23 protein-coding genes are annotated in these 24,167 nt (G+C 36.6%); 2 read left to right on the top strand and 21 right to left on the bottom strand.

Annotated elements, in window-relative coordinates:
• Positions 1 to 6: 6 nt before the first annotated feature.
• On the top strand, positions 7 to 708 hold the full coding sequence (locus F607_RS28720; RefSeq protein ID WP_051311129.1) for an intradiol ring-cleavage dioxygenase: 702 nt from the start codon (positions 7 to 9) through the stop codon (positions 706 to 708).
• A gap of 78 nt (positions 709 to 786) precedes the next feature.
• Here F607_RS28720 and F607_RS0108325 read toward each other — a convergent pair whose 3' ends face one another.
• Positions 787 to 1,563, bottom strand: a complete 777-nt coding sequence (locus F607_RS0108325) for a substrate-binding periplasmic protein (RefSeq protein ID WP_051311127.1) — start codon at positions 1,561 to 1,563, stop codon at positions 787 to 789.
• Positions 1,564 to 1,749: 186 nt separating this feature from the next.
• Between F607_RS0108325 and F607_RS0108320 the strand changes: the two genes are divergently transcribed.
• Positions 1,750 to 2,547, top strand: coding sequence for a substrate-binding periplasmic protein (locus F607_RS0108320; protein WP_051311125.1), 798 nt, complete (start codon positions 1,750 to 1,752; stop codon positions 2,545 to 2,547).
• 73 nt (positions 2,548 to 2,620) lie between these two features.
• Here F607_RS0108320 and F607_RS0108315 read toward each other — a convergent pair whose 3' ends face one another.
• The 20 genes from F607_RS0108315 to F607_RS0108220 all read right to left on the bottom strand — a co-directional run bounded on the left by F607_RS0108315 (position 2,621) and on the right by F607_RS0108220 (position 23,955).
• Positions 2,621 to 3,397, bottom strand: a complete 777-nt coding sequence (locus F607_RS0108315) for a hypothetical protein (RefSeq protein WP_027707733.1) — start codon at positions 3,395 to 3,397, stop codon at positions 2,621 to 2,623.
• Between the two features lie 981 nt (positions 3,398 to 4,378).
• Positions 4,379 to 5,365 carry a right-handed parallel beta-helix repeat-containing protein gene (locus tag F607_RS0108310; RefSeq protein WP_027707732.1) on the bottom strand — a complete coding sequence of 329 codons (987 nt, stop codon included), beginning with the start codon at positions 5,363 to 5,365 and terminating at the stop codon, positions 4,379 to 4,381.
• A gap of 432 nt (positions 5,366 to 5,797) precedes the next feature.
• Positions 5,798 to 6,625 carry a hypothetical protein gene (locus F607_RS0108305; RefSeq protein ID WP_027707731.1) on the bottom strand — a complete coding sequence of 276 codons (828 nt, stop codon included), beginning with the start codon at positions 6,623 to 6,625 and terminating at the stop codon, positions 5,798 to 5,800.
• 105 nt (positions 6,626 to 6,730) lie between these two features.
• Entirely contained in the window at positions 6,731 to 7,273 is a 543-nt protein-coding gene (locus tag F607_RS0108300; RefSeq protein ID WP_084611161.1) for a reverse transcriptase domain-containing protein, read from the bottom strand.
• A 35-nt stretch (positions 7,274 to 7,308) separates the two neighbouring features.
• Positions 7,309 to 7,641 (bottom strand): hypothetical protein, encoded by a 333-nt coding sequence (locus F607_RS0108295; protein WP_027707729.1) that lies wholly within the window; start codon positions 7,639 to 7,641, stop codon positions 7,309 to 7,311.
• 90 nt (positions 7,642 to 7,731) lie between these two features.
• Positions 7,732 to 8,340 carry a lipase family protein gene (locus F607_RS0108290; RefSeq protein WP_157365405.1) on the bottom strand — a complete coding sequence of 203 codons (609 nt, stop codon included), beginning with the start codon at positions 8,338 to 8,340 and terminating at the stop codon, positions 7,732 to 7,734.
• A gap of 276 nt (positions 8,341 to 8,616) precedes the next feature.
• Positions 8,617 to 10,557, bottom strand: coding sequence for a hypothetical protein (locus F607_RS0108285; protein ID WP_027707727.1), 1,941 nt, complete (start codon positions 10,555 to 10,557; stop codon positions 8,617 to 8,619).
• A gap of 52 nt (positions 10,558 to 10,609) precedes the next feature.
• Positions 10,610 to 11,428: a hypothetical protein gene (locus F607_RS0108280; protein ID WP_027707726.1), complete on the bottom strand. Its 819-nt coding sequence runs from the start codon at positions 11,426 to 11,428 to the stop codon at positions 10,610 to 10,612.
• Complete coding sequence (locus F607_RS0108275; RefSeq protein WP_268967636.1) at positions 11,425 to 11,799, bottom strand: DUF4280 domain-containing protein; 375 nt, start codon at positions 11,797 to 11,799, stop codon at positions 11,425 to 11,427. The genes F607_RS0108280 and F607_RS0108275 overlap by 4 nt, the downstream gene beginning before the upstream one ends.
• A gap of 68 nt (positions 11,800 to 11,867) precedes the next feature.
• Positions 11,868 to 13,586, bottom strand: a complete 1,719-nt coding sequence (locus F607_RS0108270; RefSeq protein WP_027707724.1) for a hypothetical protein — start codon at positions 13,584 to 13,586, stop codon at positions 11,868 to 11,870.
• A 35-nt stretch (positions 13,587 to 13,621) separates the two neighbouring features.
• Complete coding sequence (locus F607_RS0108265; protein WP_027707723.1) at positions 13,622 to 14,626, bottom strand: type VI secretion system protein IglI family protein; 1,005 nt, start codon at positions 14,624 to 14,626, stop codon at positions 13,622 to 13,624.
• The gene (locus F607_RS0108260) at positions 14,608 to 15,519 is read right to left on the bottom strand and encodes a hypothetical protein (RefSeq protein WP_027707722.1); all 912 of its coding nucleotides are present in this window, start codon (positions 15,517 to 15,519) and stop codon (positions 14,608 to 14,610) included. The genes F607_RS0108265 and F607_RS0108260 overlap by 19 nt, the downstream gene beginning before the upstream one ends.
• Positions 15,516 to 16,145 carry a DotU family type IV/VI secretion system protein gene (locus F607_RS0108255; RefSeq protein WP_027707721.1) on the bottom strand — a complete coding sequence of 210 codons (630 nt, stop codon included), beginning with the start codon at positions 16,143 to 16,145 and terminating at the stop codon, positions 15,516 to 15,518. Before F607_RS0108255 ends, F607_RS0108260 begins: the two co-directional genes overlap by 4 nt.
• A 39-nt stretch (positions 16,146 to 16,184) precedes the next feature.
• Positions 16,185 to 17,795 (bottom strand): type VI secretion system baseplate subunit TssF, encoded by a 1,611-nt coding sequence (locus F607_RS0108250; RefSeq protein ID WP_027707720.1) that lies wholly within the window; start codon positions 17,793 to 17,795, stop codon positions 16,185 to 16,187.
• A gap of 32 nt (positions 17,796 to 17,827) precedes the next feature.
• Positions 17,828 to 18,217: a hypothetical protein gene (locus F607_RS0108245; RefSeq protein ID WP_027707719.1), complete on the bottom strand. Its 390-nt coding sequence runs from the start codon at positions 18,215 to 18,217 to the stop codon at positions 17,828 to 17,830.
• A gap of 83 nt (positions 18,218 to 18,300) precedes the next feature.
• Positions 18,301 to 19,632, bottom strand: a complete 1,332-nt coding sequence (tssK, locus tag F607_RS0108240) for a type VI secretion system baseplate subunit TssK (RefSeq protein ID WP_027707718.1) — start codon at positions 19,630 to 19,632, stop codon at positions 18,301 to 18,303.
• A 152-nt stretch (positions 19,633 to 19,784) separates the two neighbouring features.
• Positions 19,785 to 20,366 (bottom strand): hypothetical protein, encoded by a 582-nt coding sequence (locus F607_RS0108235; RefSeq protein WP_027707717.1) that lies wholly within the window; start codon positions 20,364 to 20,366, stop codon positions 19,785 to 19,787.
• A gap of 117 nt (positions 20,367 to 20,483) precedes the next feature.
• Positions 20,484 to 22,376, bottom strand: a complete 1,893-nt coding sequence (gene tssC / locus F607_RS0108230) for a type VI secretion system contractile sheath large subunit (RefSeq protein ID WP_157365404.1) — start codon at positions 22,374 to 22,376, stop codon at positions 20,484 to 20,486.
• A gap of 24 nt (positions 22,377 to 22,400) precedes the next feature.
• The gene (gene tssB, locus F607_RS0108225) at positions 22,401 to 22,910 is read right to left on the bottom strand and encodes a type VI secretion system contractile sheath small subunit (RefSeq protein WP_027707715.1); all 510 of its coding nucleotides are present in this window, start codon (positions 22,908 to 22,910) and stop codon (positions 22,401 to 22,403) included.
• Between the two features lie 481 nt (positions 22,911 to 23,391).
• Positions 23,392 to 23,955 (bottom strand): hypothetical protein, encoded by a 564-nt coding sequence (locus F607_RS0108220; RefSeq protein WP_027707714.1) that lies wholly within the window; start codon positions 23,953 to 23,955, stop codon positions 23,392 to 23,394.
• Positions 23,956 to 24,167: the final 212 nt, after the last annotated feature.

The raw sequence follows: 24,167 nt of genomic DNA, 5'->3' as shown, positions 1-24,167 counted from the left end.
GAAACAATGAAAAGAAGAAGTATTCTAAAAGGAATCGGAGTAGGTTCATTTTCACTCATAAGCGGCCAAGCCATCAGCCAGAACCTAACCTCAAGTTTATCACAACCTAAGAAAGCACCTAACTATATCCCTAACTGCACATTTACACCAGAACAAGTAGAAGGACCTTTCTATATAGATACAGGATTAGTCCGTCATGATATTACCGAGGGTAAACCTGGCGCACCACTTTTTTTAAATTTTACCGTTGTCGATACCGCAACCTGTGCTCCGATGAGAGATGCAATCGTTGATATTTGGCATGCTGATGCAATTGGCTATTACTCAGGTTTTCCAGAGCAAGGCAAAGATGGCAATGTCGATACCACAGGAGAAAAATTTCTACGTGGCACACAAATTACCAATCCTCATGGACAGTGTTGTTTTAGGACCATTTACCCAGGACATTATACCGGCCGCGCAAACCATATTCATTTAAAAGTGCTCCTGAATCAGTCAACCCTGGTTACTACTCAACTTTATTTCCCTGATGACCTGACAGATCAAGTACATCAAGCACCACCGTACAATAAGAATACTGAACGACGGGTGCGGAATGATGAAGATATATTATTTACAGAGGAAATTTTATTGAACTTTAAAACACAAAAGCAAGCTTATGGCTATGAAGCCGAGTTTGTGCTTGGAGTGAATACTCAACAATCTTAATGCACAGTACTAAATTCCTTTAAAAGTAATAAACTTATACCTATACAGATGCCCACTAGGCATCTGTTATCAACCCCATCAGTCTTTGTAATTTGGATGATATTTTCCACGCAGTACATTCTCCATGATTTCTTCAATTACCCCAGACTGCTCAATGGAACTCAAGCCAGTATTAAATTTTTCTAGCCAGTAGAGTGCTCGAGGAGACTTTTTTGAGATAAGTACATGCCACTTTCTTTCTTGAATTGGCTGATGGTTATTTGTGACTAAGCTTTTTACTGGTTTAGTAAAGTGCTCGTTCAATATTTCATAGCCTACTTCCGGTTCAATAATAAATAGTTGGATTCTACCCGCAATGAGCTTCTTGAAGTTGATTAAATCAGAATTTCCTATCTCAGTATTCAGCAGGCCATTTTTTATACCTTCATCAATCATTTCTCCATAATAGTAACCTCTGGTTATTCCTATTTTATAGCCATTTAAGTCTTGAATTGTATTCCATTCAAATTCCATATCAACCCGATGAAAAAATACATGACTTAATTTCATCACGGGGAGACTGTAATAAAAATAGGCTTCTCGTTCCTTATTTTTAGACCAAAGTAGGGTTGCATCCACTTTGCCTTGTTTAGCCATTTCCATTGATCGCTTCCATGGGTAAAAACGATATTCAACTTTAATACCCTGAGTCTTAAATGCCTCTGTAACAATATGAGAACCAGCACCATACTTTTTATAGTAACTCGAAAGAAAAGGAGGCCATTCCCCACTTGAAAAGGTCACCACTTCACCGCCTTGTACGGGCATTACCATAAGCAAATAAATGATAACTATATATAAGTATTTAACGATCATACAAATAAATTTTAGGCAAAGTTTCAGCTCAGTTTACGCTACTGGAATTTTAAATGAAAATTCTTCTATAAGAATAAATCAATAGATTTTAGATGGTCTAAACTCATGAATACCAATTACAAACACTTTTAAGATTATAGATTGATTACTTGTTTAACACCTATAAATTAATAAGGTAACCATAACATGCACACTTCAATAATCAAAAAGCTACTATTTGTAACACTAACTGTTTTTTCATTGAATGGCTATTCAGAATCATTGGTTAAATTAACCAATGGTGAGTGGCCACCCTACATGTCTGAGAAATATAAGCACTATGGTGTTATGAGCCACATTGTCTCAGAAGCATTCAAAACGCAGGGTGTTAAAGTTGAATTTGGATTTTTCCCTTGGAAGCGTGCTTTTAAAGAAGCTGAAGCAGGGAAAGAATGGGCTGGCTCTATCGGCTGGGGTAAAAATGCAGAGCGAGAAGAAACACTTCTATTCACAGATCCGATTATTGAATTAAAAGATGTGTTTTTTCATCGAAAGGACTTTCAGTTCGATTGGAATACCATTGAGGACTTAAAAAAATATAAAATCGGTGCCTCAACAGGCTATTCCTATGGCAAAGAGTTTGACGAAGCTGAAGAAAACAAAACCATTAAAGTATATCGCACAGCAAAAGATGAAAACAATCTAAAAAAAGTACTCGATAATAAAGTTGACATTTTTCCAGCTACAATGGAAGTTGGTTATGAAATTATTGCCAATAAGCTACCACCAGCGGCACAAAACATGTTAACAAATCACCCTAAACCTCTCGATGTCCGTGCCTATCACGTTATCATCAGTAAAAATACGGCTGATGGTCCCAAGTTAGTGGAAGCCTTTAATAAAGGCTTACAAATGCTAAAAGATGCATGCAAAAATAAAAGCAAAGATACACCTTGTTATGACACATTATTAAGTGATAACTTGGAAGGTAAGTATCGTCCTTAGTATCTTAATTACACATCCCCTACTCTGTATAAAAGAGAAGGGGATGATTTACTAATACCTACTCAGTATCGGTTCACTGTAAAGTGTACTGGAAAGTATATGATGCTGATACTGCTTGCGTAGTAGGACCAGGATTTAATACTAATGTATAAGTCTGTCCATCAATCAAGGTGCCAGGAGCAAACTCCATTGAAACAAGGCCTGATGAGCGTGATGGTGGTCTTGTCTGTTGAATCATAAGATTACCACCTACCAGTTTTTCCCCTTCAAATAGTCTAAACCAGGTAATATTTTGATCTGCAACTACATTAGCAGGGCTATTATATACAGCAGTAATTCTCCCTTTAGTTTTTGCACTGACAAAAAGGGTACTTCTGCCCGTATGTGCTGGCTGCCCAACAATCATTGTTTTGGTTGCAGCTACCGTGTTATCAGCCTGACCTGCTGTAATGGCAATGGTGTAAATACCTTGTTGAAAGTTAATGCCACGATCGGTTAAGACAAAGTCATTACCTTTATGATTTGGCAAATTCATGGAAAAATCTGGCTTTCTTGTTAAGTCTACATCCATGGCTTCATACCAAATTAGCACCTTCCCAGGTTCACCATCATTTGGTAAGTTATAATCAAATGATACTGTATTTGCCGCCAGTACCTTTAAATCAGTAATAGATGAAAATTCCGCAGCAGTTGCCAGGTTAGAAACAGAGAAACTATTTGCTGCAGCAGCTATATCATCAACACTAAGTACATTACTACTAAAAGTATCTGTTTGCGCATTCGCACTACTGCCAGCAATTAACAAGCCTAACGCTAATGATTTCAAAGTAAATTTGATCTTTATATTCATATATACATTCCTTGTTTTTATTATTTACCGTCTAGCCTTAACGGTAAAACCATAGTCATATAAACCAAAACAAAAATCAACACAAAATAAAGGAAAATCAATCACTTTAACAAAAACTTAAAAAAGTGATTAATTAAATAATTAGATTTTCACACGCAAGGATGTCTTTATAAAGAAATTCACTAGCTATATGGCTCTAGATTGAAGCAAACTCTGTATAATTTTTAATCTTAGCTATGACTACAATCAAAACTGACGTGTAGATGTATCTATGCTTTACTGAAATAACAAATTGAATATCTCGGAGCATTTTCCTTACTTGTAAATACATATCAAGATTTATAAATTGAATTTTAAACTGTTTAATAACCGTTCAACGCATACAAAGCCCTCATGAATATAAATGTTTTATTCGAGTAAAAGTAGATTGATGACTTTGTTGCATATATCTATTCCATATCGCTATATAAAAAGTCAATAAAGTTAAGATACACATTATACTTATAATTCTATCCAATTTTAAACATAACACTTAATAAGACCATTCATTCCTATACAGACCTTTATGTCTAAAAAAAACAAATAAGTCAGCATTAATCTATGGGTTCATCATTTACAAGAAAATATTTATGAAATAGATGCTAAGTTGAGAAGATGCGTAAAAGTTTTGTACTGCATACTTACGTAGAATATACGTAGTACTTTAATCCCTTTAACAAGGTGGAAGGATTCGAAGTTCCACCAGTGGCTGGCAATTATTATTAATTAGAGTTTTACTAAAAGGGAATTTCCTTAGACTTTAATAATCAGTCAAGCATCAAATATATTCCCTCTCCTTCGCAAGGGGAGGGTTAGGGTGGGGTTTATTTCAGACAACCACAGTGCTCAATCAATAACCTTCCTACCCCCTCCTAACCTCCCCCTTCAACTAGGGGGAGGAACTTAAATGATTTGTGCATAGTATTTAATTTCAGTTGTTTTCTATAACGATTCGCCTTCACTCTCTTCTTTCTTGACTATATTTCCAACAGTGACATTATTGGTACTCAATTCGTCCATTTCGATACTGATTGTATTCTGAGAAAATACATTCCCTGTCAAAGTATTATGATTTGATCGGTACTCACCATAGGTTGACAGCCACACACCTGGGCCATCATTGTTTAAAATCACATTACTGTTAACAACATTATAACGTGAGTGCCCTTCCCTATTATTCATTTTAATCCCACCACATTTATTTTGGCTTGCGGTGATGATATTGCCTTGAATGATATTAAATTCAGCTTGGTCAATACCAATACCGCCTGCGCCCCCACGTTGGCAGTTGGCATGAAGTCGGTTGTCACTGACAATATTACGGTGCGAACCCACATCGATGGTGATGCCTTCTAGCCCATTATCATTAACATGGTTTCCTGTAATGATATTATTGGAGCAATTATATTCAGAGATCCCAATCATGTGATTGTTAAAGACACTTGAGTTCACGACTTTATTGCCACCGCAAGGTAAGTCATCAATATGCCCTCCCAAACCAATACCATGTCCGGTATTATCGTGCACACGTACATTACCGATCACGTTGTGCCGTCCGTAAACAAAAATCCCATCCCCCTGTATAGTTTTACCATCCGATTTGCCTCCATTAATAGTAAACCCACTGATGACGTTGTAATTACTCTGCACTACAATAGCAGTATAATTGTCCCCCGATACTTTTCTGAGAATCGCTCCTTCACCCAACAGCTGAAGGTTGTCTTTTTTTATAACAAAACCTGAGGTAAGGTTATAAATCCCTGGGTTAAATTTAATGGTGCTCCCCGATTCTGCATTATTAATTGCTGTTTGTATGTTGACAATTTCCATAGCGGGATCAATAACAATGTGTGCGGCATAGGAGTTTACTGTTAGAGCTAAGCTAAGAGCTGAGAATATAGATGTTGTTTTATTTTTGGTTATTTTCAATTTGTTCGCCCTTTATTTGATTTTATCGTTATATTCGTCACATAATATTGTAAAGAATTTATTTTACAGGTAACAATTGTATTTATTAAGCCGTGTTATCTCTTAAATAAAACTTGCTGATTTTAGTTCTTTTGTCTGTTGTAGTTTAGTGAATTATTACTTAAGGTTTTCATATACAAAGTTTTATCATCGTGAGTCATTTGTAGATTTTTATTTTCAATGAGAGGCACTGTCCAATTTGGTCCTGCTCGCGTGTTTGTTTAATTAACACTGAAAAGTAGAATCCGGTCCTCCTACGCTCGCCCACTGTTTAAGTATCTGTCGCGTGCGCGAGGCACGATTAAGCGGAATTAATTATTATAAAATAGTGGCTGTCCCCTTCCATACCGTGCTTTTTCAACCGATGTGAAAAACATATCATTCCCTCATTAATCATGAGGCACCTAAACAGTACTTTAAGTAGTCTAGTGCTCCGGTTGGAGGTATTATTTCCAATATATAACCATTAAATCGAATACCTATGTGGCCTGGCTGAACTGTTCCGACTAGATTTGTACATCTTAATGTTACTCTATCATCTAGTCTAACTGGTGCATCACCATTATCTGCTGGTCGATGACATGGAAACATTTGACCGTTCCATGCATCTATGGTATTACCATGGGTTCCATCATCGGAGGGCATATAGTTTATAGCCACTTTAGCACATGAAACTTCTGTAATGATAGTATTACCTATATGTCCGTTATTTTCGATACTTATCCCTACGTCAGCATTTGGAAACAATAACCAAGAATTCCATGAGCTGTGCGGATTATCATTGTTAGGTTTACGATGGCACCACTTAACGCTCCAATCATTTGGCATGCCCACTTCAAACCACCTCTTTGCAATCCTCCAAGAATATGCTTCCCATGCTTCTGAATTAAACCTTCCTTGACGTCCCTGATAGTCAACAGGTTCGTCCGTATATTTGTTATTCATACAACTCATAGGCCTACGATCTGATGTAGGCCTTGGAAAAACTCTTGCCATTGCATCGGTTAGTGTATTATGCGCACCATGTTTCGAGCTGGTATGGTAATTTGACCGTGTGGCACTCTCTTCTCGAAGATTTTGCACACCTTCATATATATTCAAGGGATTAAGTCTCCAACGCCTGGGATCGTATAAGTCTTTTATTGTATAACGGTTTGGCATTTGTAAGCAGCTATTTAGACTTGAGATTGGGCCAAACCAATCATAATTTTTACCCGCCATAATATGTCCCTTAGTCAAGTGTTATTAACCTAAGATATATTTTTTCATAAAGTAATTATCAATCTATTCATCTTGCATAAAAAGAAAAAAAGAGACATCCACTTTTCACTTTCTCAGCAAAAAGCCAGCCCCACTAGCCTCAAGAAATAGCCTATCAGCCAGCTCTACATCAAATCTCAAACCACCTTTCACCCACGTTAACCATCGCTTAACATAGCGCTCGATGCTCAATAAATCAGCACCTTGCTCATAAAGCTGAGCCACTTTGTTTTTATGATTAACCCAGGTCATCCAGGCGATGTGTAAAACGTTGACTGATGTATTTAGTCGATTGCCTAAAAAATCAAACCCTTTAATCATTCTACCTATAAACGTTTTAAAAGTGTGTTTGGTTACCTTTAATTTATTTAATACGACATTCATTGTTTTCACTGCATTACGTAATTGGTGCCGTGTTTTACAAAGCAAAACCCAGTCATCCATAAAATGTACATAAATGGCTTGATCTTTTTTTGCAAAATTTTCTAACGCTTCATCAAGAGGTGAAAGATAAATGGCACCTAATAAAGGTGATAATGGGCAGCTTTTAGTAATACCTTGTGTGGCACTCATTAAATATCCATTCACATCATCTATCCGATCAAGCATACGACTTATTAATGCAATAACACGTGTATCGTCAATTAATACCTCAAGCTGCTCCAGTTAAAACAGTGTTGACTGAGTTTAGGTTTTAATTCCTCCGACAGCACCAACGCTATGGCTTTTAATACCAGTGCATCCTGTGCTGACCAGTGGGAGATAGTCACCGTTTTTGTTGATACCGCTTGGCATGGACTAAATTGATAGTCTTCATTGATTAACGCTTGTTGAATAACAGGTTTTAACTGTTGCCAATGGAAGCGTAAGTGCCAGATATCATCATTATGATGGCCATTTTCGCGTCTTTTACACAACCATGTAAATGCCTGATTAATGATTGTATCAGATGCAATAATTTCCAGCAGATTCAACATTAGATAGAATGTATTTAATTTTTAATAACAAAGAAATTATATATTATATTTTTCATAGACACCTTTCAAATACCAATTAAATTTTATTTTTTAATTTAACGCATTCACATAATTCTCTAACTGATGATCTCCCCAATTAGGCTTTATATTAAAACCACACCCCACTTTAGTTAGTTTAACCGGTTGTTGAAAAGGCCATTTAATAGGGAGCTGTAAGGGAACAATATCATTCCCGTATTGATAACTGGTCAAGGGAAAACCTTGCCAATACTGTTGACCTTTATACATACGTGGACAACCAAAACCTACCCATTCTTGTATAATAAAATTATGTTTAAGTAATTCCTCCGACAACATCAAACTGATACTGGCACCTGTTGAATGCCCTGCTAATACAACTGGTTTTGATCGGTCCAGGGTATTAGTTAAAAGTGGTAATAAATACCGTTGCTGTTCATTAAACTGTTTATAGTTATTGTTTATCTGCCAATACCACCCGGGGGAATACATAACCCGTTGCCAGCCACGTAACATTTTTTGCTGTTTATACAATAAATGACTACAACCGTAGCCAACGACAAGTGCTTGACAATGTGTAAAGGGCTTAACTAATAGCTTAAAGTCATTATGTGAAAATGTGGGCTGTGCTTGGACATCAACACATAAATGCGCTAACGCTCCATGTATGGCATTATTCACCAGGTTTACTTCCTTAATATTTACATAAAAGCATTCCTCTTGTAGAGGAAATGAAAAGGTTGGGGTATACCGCAACGACTCAGCTTTAATATAGAATAATATCCCCACCCTAACCCTCCCCTTTTTAAGGGGAGGGAAATAATAAGCATCACTCTACCCAGAGCAATTCATTTTTTCAGGGTTAAACTGGTGCGTTAAGACAAGTAATAGTAACCAACGTTTTTAATAGGATAACATATTATGTCATGCTTCTTTATGGGTATATATTTTTTGGCTTTATTTATTTGTTTTACTCATTACTTCTTTACGCATACCGGTATGGCATAAAATGGCTTTAATCACTTCATGCTGTCCTTTAATTAACAGCTTTAATTCATCTAGATTGATTTCACCACTGTACTGTATCAAATCGTAAAAGGTTTTATACCGTGCCCATGGGTTCTGTACCGATTCGATATAGTGTTCTTTTTTGTCTACCGATAACACAATGTCTTCCCATAACGGAATTGACGATTTACCATCAATTTCAATAGGCTTATAAACCCGATCATGTGCTGCGGCATATTTTTCCCAACTAGGTCGTTTCAGTTTATCACTCGCCGGTACTACAATGGGAGCTAAATACTGTTTTATCTCAGATTCGTGTTGTCCAATCCCATCAAAAGTCAGTGTTTTTCGTGGATAGGGGCTAAATTCGACACCTAATAAATTTGGGTTAACGAGTGGACTTAAGCCCACCACTTGTTTACCTGAAAACGTTTTATGTTGATTCAGAAGCCCTTGTTGTTGACAACGATCAAAAAATACATTCACTTCCGGTAGCTTAAGCAAAAACAGATAAAACCAATCTCGCCATTTTTGGCGTTCGGTATTATTATTTTTATGCATTAAGTCCGCCGCACTGGCTGCACAATCATCAATAACGTAACTAACAGCATCCAGATATAACGCAGTGGGCGGTAATAGACTCATTTTTGTTGTACCTAAATAACTGAGTAACAACTCCTCACAAAATGCCAAGCATATTGCTAACCGTTGTCCGATATTTGACATGGATAAGCTCATGGAAAACCGGTAATGTTTTTCAATCATTGATTTAACCAAGGTATCCAGCGCTGAGCTGAAAAATCGGTGGCCTACCAGTGGCTCCCAATAACTCAAATATTTTACTTTTACTAAAAGCGTTTCACTCAATCGAACCGGTGTGATAATTGAATTAATTGCCTGCTTATCACTTATCTGCAATCGCCCTTTTTCTGCCAAACACTGTTTATACACGGCTTGTATTGTATCACTGGATTTATACAGGATATGGTATACCGGACTATGTTTTGAAATATATGTTTTACCCAGAGTGCTAACACGTTTTTTAAGTTCATCTCGGTCAACGATGATACCCTCATCATTTAAAAAACTCCCTGACAGAATATCCTTAATACCATCATGATCATTAATATCTACTAAAATGATACTGCTGAGCGCACGGAAGAAAAAATACTTAGGCCGGCGTTGATAAGCCAAATAGACTCTAACCGAAGCGTCTGTGGTATAATCGCCAGCGTTAAAGTGAGGTTGTTGTTTTAATTCTATGGGTGTTTTTTTAAAAGCACCATGAATATTTTTTATGCCGAGCTTATCACTGATCACAGGACTGATCAGATTAGCTAACTCACTCTCAAATTGCTCAAAACGTTTACGCTGATCACTTTGAAACAGCGTAGCATTACCCGTACTCAGATTCATGCCACTTAAACCATAAGCACCATCAGGGTTACTGGTGTTATATGTTAGTGGAGACCACACATTGTTTTTAGCATCACCAAACAAGTTAAACCCATCAGTACCAAAACGTTCATTACCAAAACCGCAACGCACCACCTGCCAGGTGCCTGATAATGGGTTATTAATCATTTTATGAACAAGACCCGCAAAACCACCAATTGCGGGTATAGTTTTAATACCACTGATGAGTAGCTCCGTCATAAAGCTCGTCACTTGTGCAACATGCGCATCATGGCGATTAACGGCACGAACTACTTTAGCTAAATGTGTGGCTTCCACTTTGGCTTTTTTATTTAAGTCTTGATAAAAAGCTTCAATTGCATATTGCTGAAATGCAGCATTAACCTGTTTGGCCTGTGCCGGCGATACGTTATCCAACCCACCTTTAACGTGCAACGTGTTAATAAAATCTGATTTTAGCTGGTCGAAATTCATTGATCATACTCCCACCAGGTGAGATATCGTATTACTCGTTAATATTCAAGAGTTAGCGGGTTATATAATTATTGTGTGCCAATGGATTAAAGTGGTTGAATGTGGTATCAATAGCTCGAATAGCGCATTCTGCTGTGTAAAAAAAGCTAACCAATGCTATAAAATCTTTCGCACTCATTTTCGTTTGTTTATGAAGTGCTTCAGTGCGGAAATATTCAAATTCATGACTGAATTGTTGTCCGTGACCTAACTGCCAACACGGAGTATCTTCGATACCATATTTTTCAAAAAGGTGATACCCCTCAAAACATTCCATATTATGTACAACCACAAGTAGTCTTGCATCTTTTTGCCACCACGTTAAATCTTTAAGAATGGCACGAATATCATGTAAATGCGTGCGTAATTCTTCATCACTGAGTGTTTGCAAGTGTTTAGCATTAAACGTCACCATAATATGGGCCGTTGGGAAAAACCATGAGCCTCTGACACGCTGTAATTGGAGCCTGGTTTTTGGCAATACATTACCAATAAATGAACTAGGTACAATAACAGGCTCTACGACTTCATCGCCATATTTTTGGCTGTATAGCTTCGTCAGTTGATTACTATCGGGTTGATCATGACCGATAATAATTAATTTTCGGTGGTAACCTTGATACGCTTTGATATAGCTGTACAACATATAAATGACGAGCGCTAAAAAAATAACAGCAGCAGCAATAAGACATAATTTTCCTAGTGCTGCTAACATGGCATCTGAAACCATTGTTTCTAATTGTACAATCGTTCGCAACAAGATAAAGGTTTCTGCACTAATTAAACTGATCACAACCAGAACGATTCCTGTCGTAAATGCTGATTTATTCATCTAACGGCCTCTACTTCTATTTGTCCAGGTTGATTAATTTGAATAACGCCACCCCACATACACATCAGTTTGCTGTCTTGCGTTAAAATGGGTGAACCTGCTAATAGCACGGTAGGATCTCCGGGTACCCAGGGAGCAACCGTGGCCGGAATACATGGCATAGGCGTCAATACCCCCCATGCGGCGGCAGTCGCGGCGGCGGTCGCAGGATTTGCCAACGATTTACATAAACCAAAGGTGGGAATATTCATTAACGGTTTATGGTCTAAGATATTCGCGGCTGGTACTGCACCTTCCAGAACACGATTTTGTGGTGTTACCGTGAGTGGTGCAGGAATATCGCCAAAGGGACATTGCATTGTGGCCCCCATGCATACACATTTAGGCATAATGTTTCTCAGCTCGTTTAACTGTTATCGTGAGATTGGGTTTTAAATAATTATTCTTCGGCGGTTTGTAAAATGAGTGTGCCTTCTTCTAACTGTATTAATTCGGTGTCTTTTGCTTTTTGTCGCTTGATACTTAATACCGGTTTATTCTGTTGATAATCATATTTTACGGTTGTTTGATCATCGTTTTTTTTACCAAATACAATATGATTACCTTGTGGATCAAAAGGGAGTTTTACACCTGTCCCCCAATTTAAAACTTTAACGATGGTCGCACGATATAAATCAATGGCCAATAATACGTGTGTGCCTTTGTACAATGGGAAAAAAAAATGTGGTGTTAACGCCTCTGGTTCAAATAACACCATTATTTTTTTATCCCATAGTGGAATGTGTACTTGATATTCATACTGTGATGTCTGCTGATTTTTATGCAACTGATAGGTTTTTTCTTTTTTATCACCTATTTCACTCAGAATAATGCCTTCAACATACATAGGATAATTGACTGGAGTATAGTCAGGAAAGCGTTGTCGGCAGTTCTGTAAGCGTTCTGCCTTTATTAAATAAATCAGTGCATACTGTGTTACATCACTATCTAAATCATTGGCTTGATCACTATCTACAGCCTCCACCATAATACGTAACTGATAACTACGGTATTTTTGCTGTGCAAAAATAGATTTTTGTTCCCAACCCGTTTTAACAATCTGAAATACACAACCAGGGTAATAAGTCTGCAATGGCCACTGACAACAGGTGATATGTAGCTCCTCACCATGAGCGGTGAGTTGTTTATTATAGTACTGTTTTACTTCTTTTAACGCACTTGGAATGGGTTGCCGATATAAAATATCCTGATACAGTCCCTTATATGCGTGTTGTTGTGTTAACACATCGGTACTGGCGCCGTCTGCAATACCATTCCGTAAGCGAATCTGATAACGCGTTTGCGATGGCCAATGTACTTTAACCTGCTGTAATTCATGCACTAAAAAACCTTCTGCACTGGCAGGCTCTGGAAGCTTTTCTAAAATACGGTATTGTTGTTGTTGATACTCATACACCCAATGACCAGCCACACTATCAAGGTACTGCAATAAAAAATCATAAAAACTGGCGTTATTTTGTGGGCCCGATTGAATTAATCGATATCCATCTGTTTTTGCCAAGCCTAACGCTATCATTGGTTGTTTGACTGATAATGCCTGATGCGTGTAATTCACTTTAATCGCAGGGTTTAACTGCTTATCGATTAACTGTTGCATGGTAGCATTCACCCATAACTCACAAGGAAAATGCTGGTGCCATAATGCACTCGCGGCATCGCTAAACCAAAGCTGGTAATAACGCGACAATACGGGCTGATTACGAATGTCATGATAGTGCTGTTCCTCCAGCATCTTTTCAGTGACAATACCCTGTAGGGTTAAGGGCTCAATACGTTTATTACGGTCAATCGCGGGTTCTATCGTTAATCGTAACTGCATAAGCGCATCATTATTAACCAACGGTAGAACGTCATCTGCTTTGCGTTCTGTACCTATCCAGAACGCAATATAACCATGGAACCCTGCTCGATTAAGCGCTACATCAACGGATTTGATATTACCACCTGGAATGTTCACCGTTGATCCATTAACAGTGAGTGACAAACTGATTGTTAAACTATCAACGACTTTTGGTGGAATAACCGGTTGGTTTTCAACATTGAATAAGTCCGCAGCAGTGCGTGGCTTATGGCAGTGATAATACCACTCATGTTGCATGACCGATTTCCTCTTTATTCAGGAAGCGCTTAAACTTAATCATCGTCATAAACCATGCCACTCACTTCCCTTTCATCAGCATACTCTTGTTGATCTGGCGTAATGCTCAACCCCAGAAAAGCTTTTTTATCAACGGTATAATGCTCTCTTAACGCTTGCCACTGATGTGGGTTATGGCTGTGAATATAGTGAGTAAATGTACTAATATGTTGCGCTTTTAAAGCTGTATAACCTTGAAATAACTGCGGTAAATACAACAATGGATTAAAATTAGCTAATTCATGTTGAATATCTTCTACTACAACAGCAGCTTTATACAGTTGGTCACGCTTAACCAGCGCCTCTAACAACGCAATTTTATCCATCAGTAAAGTTAATGAATGTGACCACGTTTCCATGCCCATTGTGGATGGATGCGTTACTACGTCATCGTTTACATTTTGCTGCTCATCGGAGTCAACCTCATTGATTTCATTATGGTTGGCATCGTCTGCGTCATGCGTAAAAGTTTCAATAAGCGGCCAATACAATGCTTTTATTTCTGCCAACTGTTTAACGGTTAATGCTAACTGAGTATAGGGCGCTAAACACTCCATAAGTGCCATGAGCTGATCAACAATTTGCTGAGGATCTTCGTTTACTGTAGCTAATGTAGGTGTAAATCTTTCTAAACGCTTGTGAATTTTTTTTATTAATAATGCTGTGCAGTCTTCTATTGCTTTGACATTTTCGGCACTACTTTTAAAAGCAATATCATCTTCACTATAAAGTTTTTCGAAAATTCGTAAAATAACCTGAATGACATCTACAAATTGCTGGTGGTTGTTTACAACCCAAACACTGTATAAATAATAGGTAACGATACGAATATCATAAATATCAACGGGGATTATCTCATCACCCTGAGCTACTAACTTTTCAAACTCACCATTAATCCACCAACTCGCTAACGTTGTAAAATGTTGTTCAATCATTTGTGCGGAAACATCTGTTTCTAACACAACATCATTAACAAGATACGTTAAAGCTGGATTCGACATAAATCAGTCCATCCATACTGGGTTGCTGGTTTAGGTTTGGCATCTACCATTTGGCCTTCGTATAGGTGTATGTGTTTAGTCCTGTTATCCATGCCAATCAGTGTATCTTGACCAAGTTGGCTTTGCCGTTGTAGGCGTAGCCCTTCCCTAGGTATCGACGTCGTAAAGACAATGTCAAAATTTACAGATTTATTAGTAAAAAAAACTAAAACATAGTGCCTTAAACGATAATTAATTTCATTTTCCCAGTTTAGGTTATGACGATAATCAGCATATCTTAACGTGAGTCGAATAAGCAATGAACTGACCGTTTGAAAACCAATACCGCCTAACGTTGTTGTTGAATTGAAAGTCGACATACCAAAGGTATGTGCCTTAGCTTGCGTTGATTGTGCTCTTGGCTGTTGTTCTAAAATAATGTCAAACTCAGGAAATACATTGGTTAATAACCAATGTAAATTCATACTTGAAGGCGTAGTATCGAAAAAAACATGTTGCTGTACTATTTGGTGCCACTGTGTAAAGTAATAACGATTGATTTCTGGATAAAGTTGACCTAAAAAGTCCAAAATAATCATATGATCTAAAAAGATGAGCAACGCCTCTAACTGAGGTCTGTCTAAGGTATAATGATCAAGCTTTTTTAACCAATATGAAGGCAAATGAGTTTGCGCTCCTAATAAACCTAAGTTTAATGTTATATGTACATATTCAAAAATGAACTCTACACGCTCAATGATGCGTTTTTGGGAAGTTAAGTTTGCATTACTTTTAAATCTAATTTTATCTGTCGTATAGCCTTTGTAATCTAATAGTTTGAGTAATGCTAAAATATCAAAACGATTGAGGTGACTGTTTATTTTTTTTGCGCAGGTGCTGTACGGGCTTATCATATGCGAAGGTCCGGTTGTGCACGCTTACTTGTCACTCTTTTAAATTTAACTACTGAAGCATACGGATTTTCACGAATAACACAATCAAGATTATCTTCAATCAGGGTTAAATACTCATGTTTTTTTTGGTCATCATCATGATACTGACCGACAAAGCCCTGATTCAATGAAAAATAAAATACGTCTAATGCATCCGCAAAATGAATGCGCTTTTCAATTAGCTGATCAATACATTCATAAAAGTAACTGCCACCGGCTTTTACATTTAGATGTTTCTCTTGTAAACCTGGCCAGTCCCATGGATTAATACCAGAACATTGATTACGTGCGATTTCATCTGAATGAATAGCCAGCGCCATAATAATCCAATACACTTGTTCTTCGGTTAACTCACGACTTAAACTCTTCTGACAGGCAACTAATGCACTTAAAACCTGATTAAAAATCTGCAGTGTGGTCGTATCTTGTGCAATAGAATGAGTATTCATAGATGCTTTTATATTTGCAGAAGACTCTGCCCCCGTTAGATTTTCAGTCGAAGTAGTTTTAACCACTTGTTGATCTGTTAATACTTTGTCTCTTTCTATAATAAATGTATAAATACTTTGCCAACATTCAAAATTCATGACTCACTCTCCCACAAGCAAATGCACTAGTTTACGGTATTATGCCTCTGGTATTGCATCAGTAGTTAGTTTAACTGGGCATGCCGTTATCCATAATTTGAGAATTGCAGCCAAACGATCAATAAACGCTTTTATAAGTGGATTAAAATGATCTTCAAAGGGATGAAAAGCAATAACATAATGCAGTCCAAGACATTGTTTTCCTTGATTATTTACCGTTTGATAATCGTAGCAATAACATTTAGCTAACAATTCCCGAATTCTTTTAAATTCTCTCAACCACACTGTACCCATCGAATCTAAAATAAGTAAAATATCACCTAAATCTAACCGAACTTTGTTTTTTACAGCGGATAAGGCTAGATACTGTTCTGGCGTTAACGTAATGGATGCACAGAAAGGAACAATGGCCTGTTTCGTTGAAGGTAATAACTGTAAAGATAAATCTGGAAGATCATGCTCATACCAACGAATCGCTAATGGTTTCCAGAGTAATTGACTAAATGTAGGATCATGCCAACGTCCCTGAATAATAATATCAACAGGTTCATCAAATGCTTCAGGCATATTTATCGCTACTTCATGTTTTTGCTGATTTCCAGACACCACATCATGAATGGCATAATGCCCTGATGTTGATTTAACAACGCCTGAGTGCAGTGCAATACGCTCATTATTTTTAACCTGATAGACCCCTTCCAAAGTACATAATGATAATGTGGATTTAGTCCGAGGTGGTAAAATAGGCCAAACCGTTTGCACACCATCAAACTCAATTGTATCTGCTTCTTCTTGCTGTAAATTTTCAACCGGTACCACATTTAATTGAAACATTTGCCGTGTGATATTGAGTACAGGAGGCCAAGGCTTATCAATGATTAAATTAATCTTGCACATTTGCCATTGTTCAGGTGCTTCCGGACACTTAATTGTTAAATAAGATGCCATCATTGGTAATTGAAAACGATGCCGTTCAATTGCTAAAGGGTTTTTTTGATATAGTGAACTGTTATCTATGTTTGGTATACCAATACTGACCTCACAAGGATAACGACAGCCATTTTCAAACTCTGCCTCAACATTTTTGATATTGTCTTTTAATAACTGTTGCAACTGTAGCGTTAAACAATAATCATCTCCTGCGCATAAAAAGAAATGAGTCGACCTAAGCGGATAAGGTTTAGTTGATTGATTGCTAATTTTTAGTTCAAGCTTACTTTGGAGAGTATAACTACCATAACAAGATACCGTATCAAGCCGGATAGGTTCGATACTAAGATCAAACAACGTTTGGAAGTAAGCATATTCATCATCAGGCGTCGAAAAAATCATACCTGTTTTTGCTGGTAATTGAACACGATCGTAACTATGCAATGACTCAACTTTGACAAGAGCCATTGCAGGTACAGGTGATGTCAAATACGGATACAATTGATAAAAGAGCCGACGATACAATTGGTCAATATGCTGCTGACTTGTGACTCTATTTCGCGCTATTAATAGTGCAACCGACTCTAGTAACTGTTTTATTTCAGGGTTTTGGCTATCAACAGGCAATTCTGAATAGCCTGTTGTCAATTGTTCATTAAATTCATTAATAAAGGATAGCTCATCGCTGTAAGCTTTCTTAAGTTGTGTGCTGAGATCCATGACAAATCACCACTCTATAATTATTATTTACACTACTGTAACTTGATCATTGCCCCTTGAATATTAACCATTGCCTGTCCCTTAACATCAACTTTAGTAGAAGAAAGCGTCGCATTTGTATTGCCTTTAGCAGTAAAAGTAGTTCCACCAGAAATAGAAAAATCAGTCCCACTAGAAAGCTTTGTGGCTTGATTTGATGTACACTCTATTTTATCTGCTGTGACTTTAAATGTTTTGCAGTCAATTGTTACACTGTCAGGAGTTTGCTTGATTGTGCTAGTACTGCTATTTCCTTTTGATGTCGTAGTGATTGAGTCATTATCGAGAACAATAGTGTGTTTTATATTTCCAGATTCATTATTAACTGTTATGACGATACCGTTTTTTTTACTTAACTCAATTCGACATAGCAAAGCACTCATATATTAATCACCTGAACTGTGACTCTATGTATAACGTAGAAACCATTCGAAACATTATTAATGACTTTTACGGTCTATTTCAGCTAATCCATAGTTTTCACAGTTTCAAATTGCAATTTACGATATAAGTAAAAAGACAGTGTCTGATATAACGATTGAGCGTAAAAACCAACATCATTATTTTTTTGAATATGTAGTCTTTCACCTTCTGAACTTAACTTGAAGCATTGTACCGATTGACCAAATTCATAGCCAAATGTTGGATTTTCTATTGGAATTAAATCAACACCTTTCAGTGAATAATTATGTAATGTAGATACACGAGCACAACTGGTAATTCGTGGTAATTCATCTTGTGTTAGAGGGGCATGATGCTGATGATCAATGACAAGATATAATGTATCATCTGTGTTTATTCCTGGTGGTAGTGGTGTTGAATATAAGCCATCTTTAAGCATAAATTCATAACATTGTGCTTGTTCATTATTCACCTTCATCCTAACCACAAGTTGTTGAATAAGTTGACTAAACAACATATGTAATTGTTGGTGACGATAGGGTTTTGGATCACGTTCAGGCCATTCACCACGATAGAGGGTAATATCCGTCAATAAGCCTTGTAATGAATCGTACAAATAGTATGGATGAAGCTTTAATTCACCTTCGATATCTGTTGCAACATTTAAATTCTCTAGTAAACGCAAATTGGTTTGCACACTATGCAAACATTGTTTAACGCCATATAACAAAGAGGTGGGTAAATTTTTAGCTGTGTATTCTTGTCGTAATTCTGCTCGATACCGCCTTAATATTGTGAGCAACTGCTTCAATGAAGGTGTTAAATAAGGTGATTGACCTAACTGTAATAAAGGAGGTACAAAAGCACTGGATAATTGCCATCCCTTATCATAAGGTTTTTCAAATTGACCTAAACAGCCTTGCTCAATAAAGTCATGATCATTGAGTATGTATTCATATTCACTTGGTAATACTTGACTAGCACTGATAATCAATTTCAATAAACGACGATTAATGCCTTCATTTTTTGGGATTAATGGCGTTACTGTAGAATCATACTTAGGTGCTTTTTCTCTTAGAATATAATAGTAAATTGTCGGCTCACGATGTTCTTGCAATGCGATGGGAGGTGTTAAAATTCGTGTATTGCCTGGATAATCGACAAATACATTATAGTTTTTAGTGAGCAATCTTAGTTTTTTTAATTGTAGACAGCCTTCATCACGCAGCAAGGCTTCATCCCACTGTACCACACTCAGTCCATATGCTGGTAACCCCATTATTGTCAGACGCTCTGAGGCTTCAGCAATAAGAGACTCTTCCTGTGCCATTAAATGTTCTGGCAGTAAAGGTTGTCCTAATTCCCATTTAACAGGAGCTGGCACATCATTAGCCATTTAAGCTTCTCCTTAATTTTTCTTATATTGTCAAATATGCAGTCATAATATCGAATGGACCTTTTGCAAAATATCCTTATAACGAGAGATATTCAAGAAGGGAAATAGCTACAATTATTAGATTGATTGCAAAAGGTTTTAAAGCCAATTTATTATTCGCCTACAGATACTCCCCATTTCTTCACAAACTTAGATTTATTAGAAACAGCCATGTGGATATCTTGCTCTTCATCTTTTGGCATTACACCCAAATAGAATGCAAAGTTTTTAGGTGATGTCACTATGCTTGATTCATCCATATCCACACTGACATTCAATTCTCCACCACTTTTATTTACCAATCCTTTAACTGGTTGATCATTGGTATGAAAAGATTTAAAGAATACTTTTTCGTTTGGGTCGTACTCATAAATCGTAAATGCCATTTCAACATTAGTGTTACTTAGCTTGGTATGCTGTAGCACAGCAGCTTCCTGTTTATTTGTTGTTGATAAATTACAGCAAAAACTAACAGGGTCTGCAAATCCACCATTCCAGTATATTGAAGAAACAACCCCAACAACTTTTACCTTGCCACCTTCATCACTAATATTGGTTGGGTCCATCACTGAAAAATCAGCTTTAAATTTTGTCCCACCAATAGTCAATGAATTAATATGACCTACTAAGCGCTGAGAATCTTTTTGAAAATTAAACCCTTGACTTACACAACAGTCAAATGAAGAAGCTGCCATAATAATTCCCCTTAATGATAATTATACTTTTATAGACAGTTAATAGCACACAACACACATCCTCGTATGAGGCTGTATTCCTTTTAATAAGAAGTGAAATCAGTTTTTAGTGCTTTATCAGGTGCGTACATCAAGCTTTAGCTCAGCATCTAAGCCTTCAAATTGTAAATGAGGTAAAACGGATATTTTACTATTATACCAACCGACCATACCTTCACGCTCTTCAGTTTCTGTACTGACAGCTTTAAATGGATAGTAACGCAAAGTACGGTCATCAGGATTGACTACCGTTGTTACATACTGTGACAACCAGCTTTGTATTGTTTCATTGATATATTCAGCAGTTGCAGTACTACCTACATTATCACGCATAATACATTTAATATAATGAGCAATGCGCGTGATAGAAAATGTGTAAGATAAGTTAGACACTAGCTGTGAATTCTCTGATTCTTTAGGGTCTTTATATACTTTATTCTTACGAATTGATTGACTGCTAAAAAAGCAAGCATCAGAAGTCCCCTTCCGATAAATCAGTGGAATAAACCCTGCATTTGAAAACTGTAATTCACGATAATCAGGTATGGTCATTTCAATGGGTGTTTTTAGTTCTTGTTGACCATTGAGCTGAAATGCATGACTGGGTAGGTGTTTGACTAAACCACCACCTTTAGGTCCTCTAATATATTGACACCAACCTGTTTCAGTAAATGATCGAATCATATTTTTACAAAATAGAAATGCCGCATTACACCATAAATAATCTTTATGACCTTCAACAATATCTATTTTTTCTTCAAATCCAATTCCGCCAGGGTTTGAATCAGCTTGATATGGTGCTCGTAATAAAAACTTTGGCAATGTCATGCCAATATATGCTGCTTCTTCAGATTCGCGAAGTTCATGCCACTTTTCAAAACGAGGATGGTTCAAATGAGCATCAAGATCTTTAATATCAGCTAATTCTTGTATACTTTCACAACCAAAAAATTCAGGCCCGATTGATGAAATAAATGGTGCATGACTTGCTGCAGCAACTTTACCCATGGTACTTAAAAACTTACGGTCTGGGTCTGAATTTTCAAATTCATATAATCCGATGATTGATCCGTATGGGTTACCACCATATTGATCGTACTCTGCCACATATACTTTTTTAAACAGGTCACTGTTCGTCAAATCAACGGAGTTATTTGCTAAATCATCTTTGAGCTCTTCTTTGGTACAGTCTAACATATCGATCATAATATTAGCTGACCAATCTGTACTCTCAATTAATCCTTGTAAACCAAGCCAATTTGATTCCAGATTTTTAAAATTTTCGTTATGTAATATTGAGTTCAAATGCTGATTAATTTTATCATCAATATCAGCACTTAGGTTTAGCACTCGTTGCCGTATTGTGGCCATTGCTAAACCATCGGTATCATTCGCAGGTAATATGTCGTTAAAAACAGCCGTCGCAATACATCCCAAAAAAAAGTCAGCGGCTTGCTCATTCTCAGTTAAAAGTAAGGTTTTATCTGAGATTAGTAAGTCACTTATTTCGGTTTCTTTTTTCTTAAGTTTATACACATCTTTAACAACACGAGAGTATAAGTTTTGTGCTTGAAAATTAGCTTCTTTATTATCCTCTATACCATCTTCAGAAAATTCATTAAATTTTTCAGTAGCAAGTGTTGCAGTTGATTCAATATTTTCTAATATACTATTTAGTGAACTAACAACATCTTTATCAATAACTTCTGAACTTTCGTTAAGAAAACTAGCTGTTTCAGCACAATACTGTTGAATATTTTCTATAGATCCTTTCATTTCTGAAAGTGCCTGATTATCTTGATACTCGGCAACAGGTGAAATAATATTTGCAACTTTTTCTTTTAAATCTACAACTTTATTTGCATTTGCTTTTTTAACAAGTAATGACTCAAGTGTCTCTGGCATGTAGTTTAAACTACTTCCTAATGATGCCAGATGTGTATGATCTACAGCTTGGATTTCATTTGACATTGATTACTTTCCTAGTTTTTATTTTTATTCAGCATCAGGCGACATTAATGCAGGCAAAAACTTAGAATCTTCTTCATAACTAGGCGCCATCAGTTTTTTTAGCGCTTCTATGGCTTCTGGGTTTTCAATTAAGCTTTTTATGGCCTGTCGAAATTTACCGCTGTTATTAATACTCGATAGTAACGTATTAAGCATTTTCTTGAAGGTTACCAAGTCATTCATATTCTTAATTTCACGGCAAACACTGTATGGCAAAAATGAATCAACATTTTCAATAGGAATCGTATGGGTTTTACCATCACCATCCTCTACTTTTGTTTTTATCTTCATTTTTTCCATAACTGCATTCAAATTCTTTCCATCAAATCGCACAATACTTCGTTCAGCAAAAGGCACTTTTTCTGTATGTTTTCCCGAAAAGTCACCAAGAACAAGTATCCTTAGCGGTAGTTCAACATCTTCAACCTCACCTTTAACTTCTGTACGATAACGTAAAGTCATTCTTGACTTTGGAATCATATCTTGAACAGCCATTGCTTATCCCTTATTTTAGTATCGGTATGAGACGGATAATGATTAAAGACTTAGTCTTATATTTACTTTGTCTTTATATAAAATCATTTCTTTTATACTATATTGCTGATCCACTTATAATGAGGAGATAAATAAAAAGGCAATCCCTTGCCATCCAAGCTTTATATTAAATGCGCGAAGTTCTCTATCAGATCGCCTTTCAGAATAATAAAAATGGGTGATCACCATACCCAAACTTCAACACGTTATGACTAAAATTTAATCATAAAAAAACCAGCCGTTGGCTGGTCTTTTCATGATAACACAATAGAATTTTTACTATGACTTACTTTTAAGTTGGAGGATTTACGTACTTTACTGAACGATATTTGTTTCAAGGCACAGTACGTCGAGTATGGAAAAATTAAACCTCATTTTGTTCCAACCGTCAATACTTTCAATCGTTTTTTTATATAATATTCTCGACAATCATAAAGAAAGTCTAATTTAGAAATTCAAACTGTTTACTCATATGTCTAATCAGCTGGCTATTTAACTCTTCTATATAACCCAATAAATATTGAAAGTTTCTTTCCCAATGTCTATTCCATGTTGTTAATGGAATATTTGCTGTTCGTGCTCGTTCTCGTTGGCTAAAAGCACCAAATCCACTACCACTGCATCGTGTACAATCTTCTACTGAGGAAAGTTGATTATGCTTTATATAAATGTTCCCATTACCTTTACACTTCTTACATCTAACCCCATATACACCTTCTTCAATAAGCAGTTCAGTTATACCTATAATACTACCTTCACCTAATGACCAATTATTCACTACTATTTCACAGTGGATAAATTCAATTAAGTGTTCTTCTAGTTTTTTTGCTGCCTGAATGTCATCACAATACTTTGCCCTTGCAAAATAGTAAGCGGGTTTTGACAACTGTCCAAAGCTTAACGCTGCAGCGATGTCATAGCCTGTAATTTGTACTGCAGTCACCTTAGCACGTTCGTTTAGCACACATGACTTTGGATTCATTTTGGTTAGTAATATTTCAACCATTAGACACTCCAGTTCCAAATTATATAAAGAAAGTCGATATTTATTGTTATGAGTGACAGACAAACTCTCTCAAACAAACTTTGTGGAGACTTGATCAAAAAGCTAGTAAAAAAAATTCAGCCAACTTATTTCAATCAAGTGAATACAAGCGTATTCCCTATAAAATTTGAATTAAATCATTTGCTTACTATGATGTCTGTTTAGTACATGTT

It is taken from the genome of Zooshikella ganghwensis DSM 15267, assembly GCF_000428585.1.
Lineage (GTDB): Bacteria > Pseudomonadota > Gammaproteobacteria > Pseudomonadales > Zooshikellaceae > Zooshikella > Zooshikella ganghwensis.
Note: the sequence above shows the minus strand (reverse complement) of the source record. Positions and strands in the feature narration are given on the sequence as shown.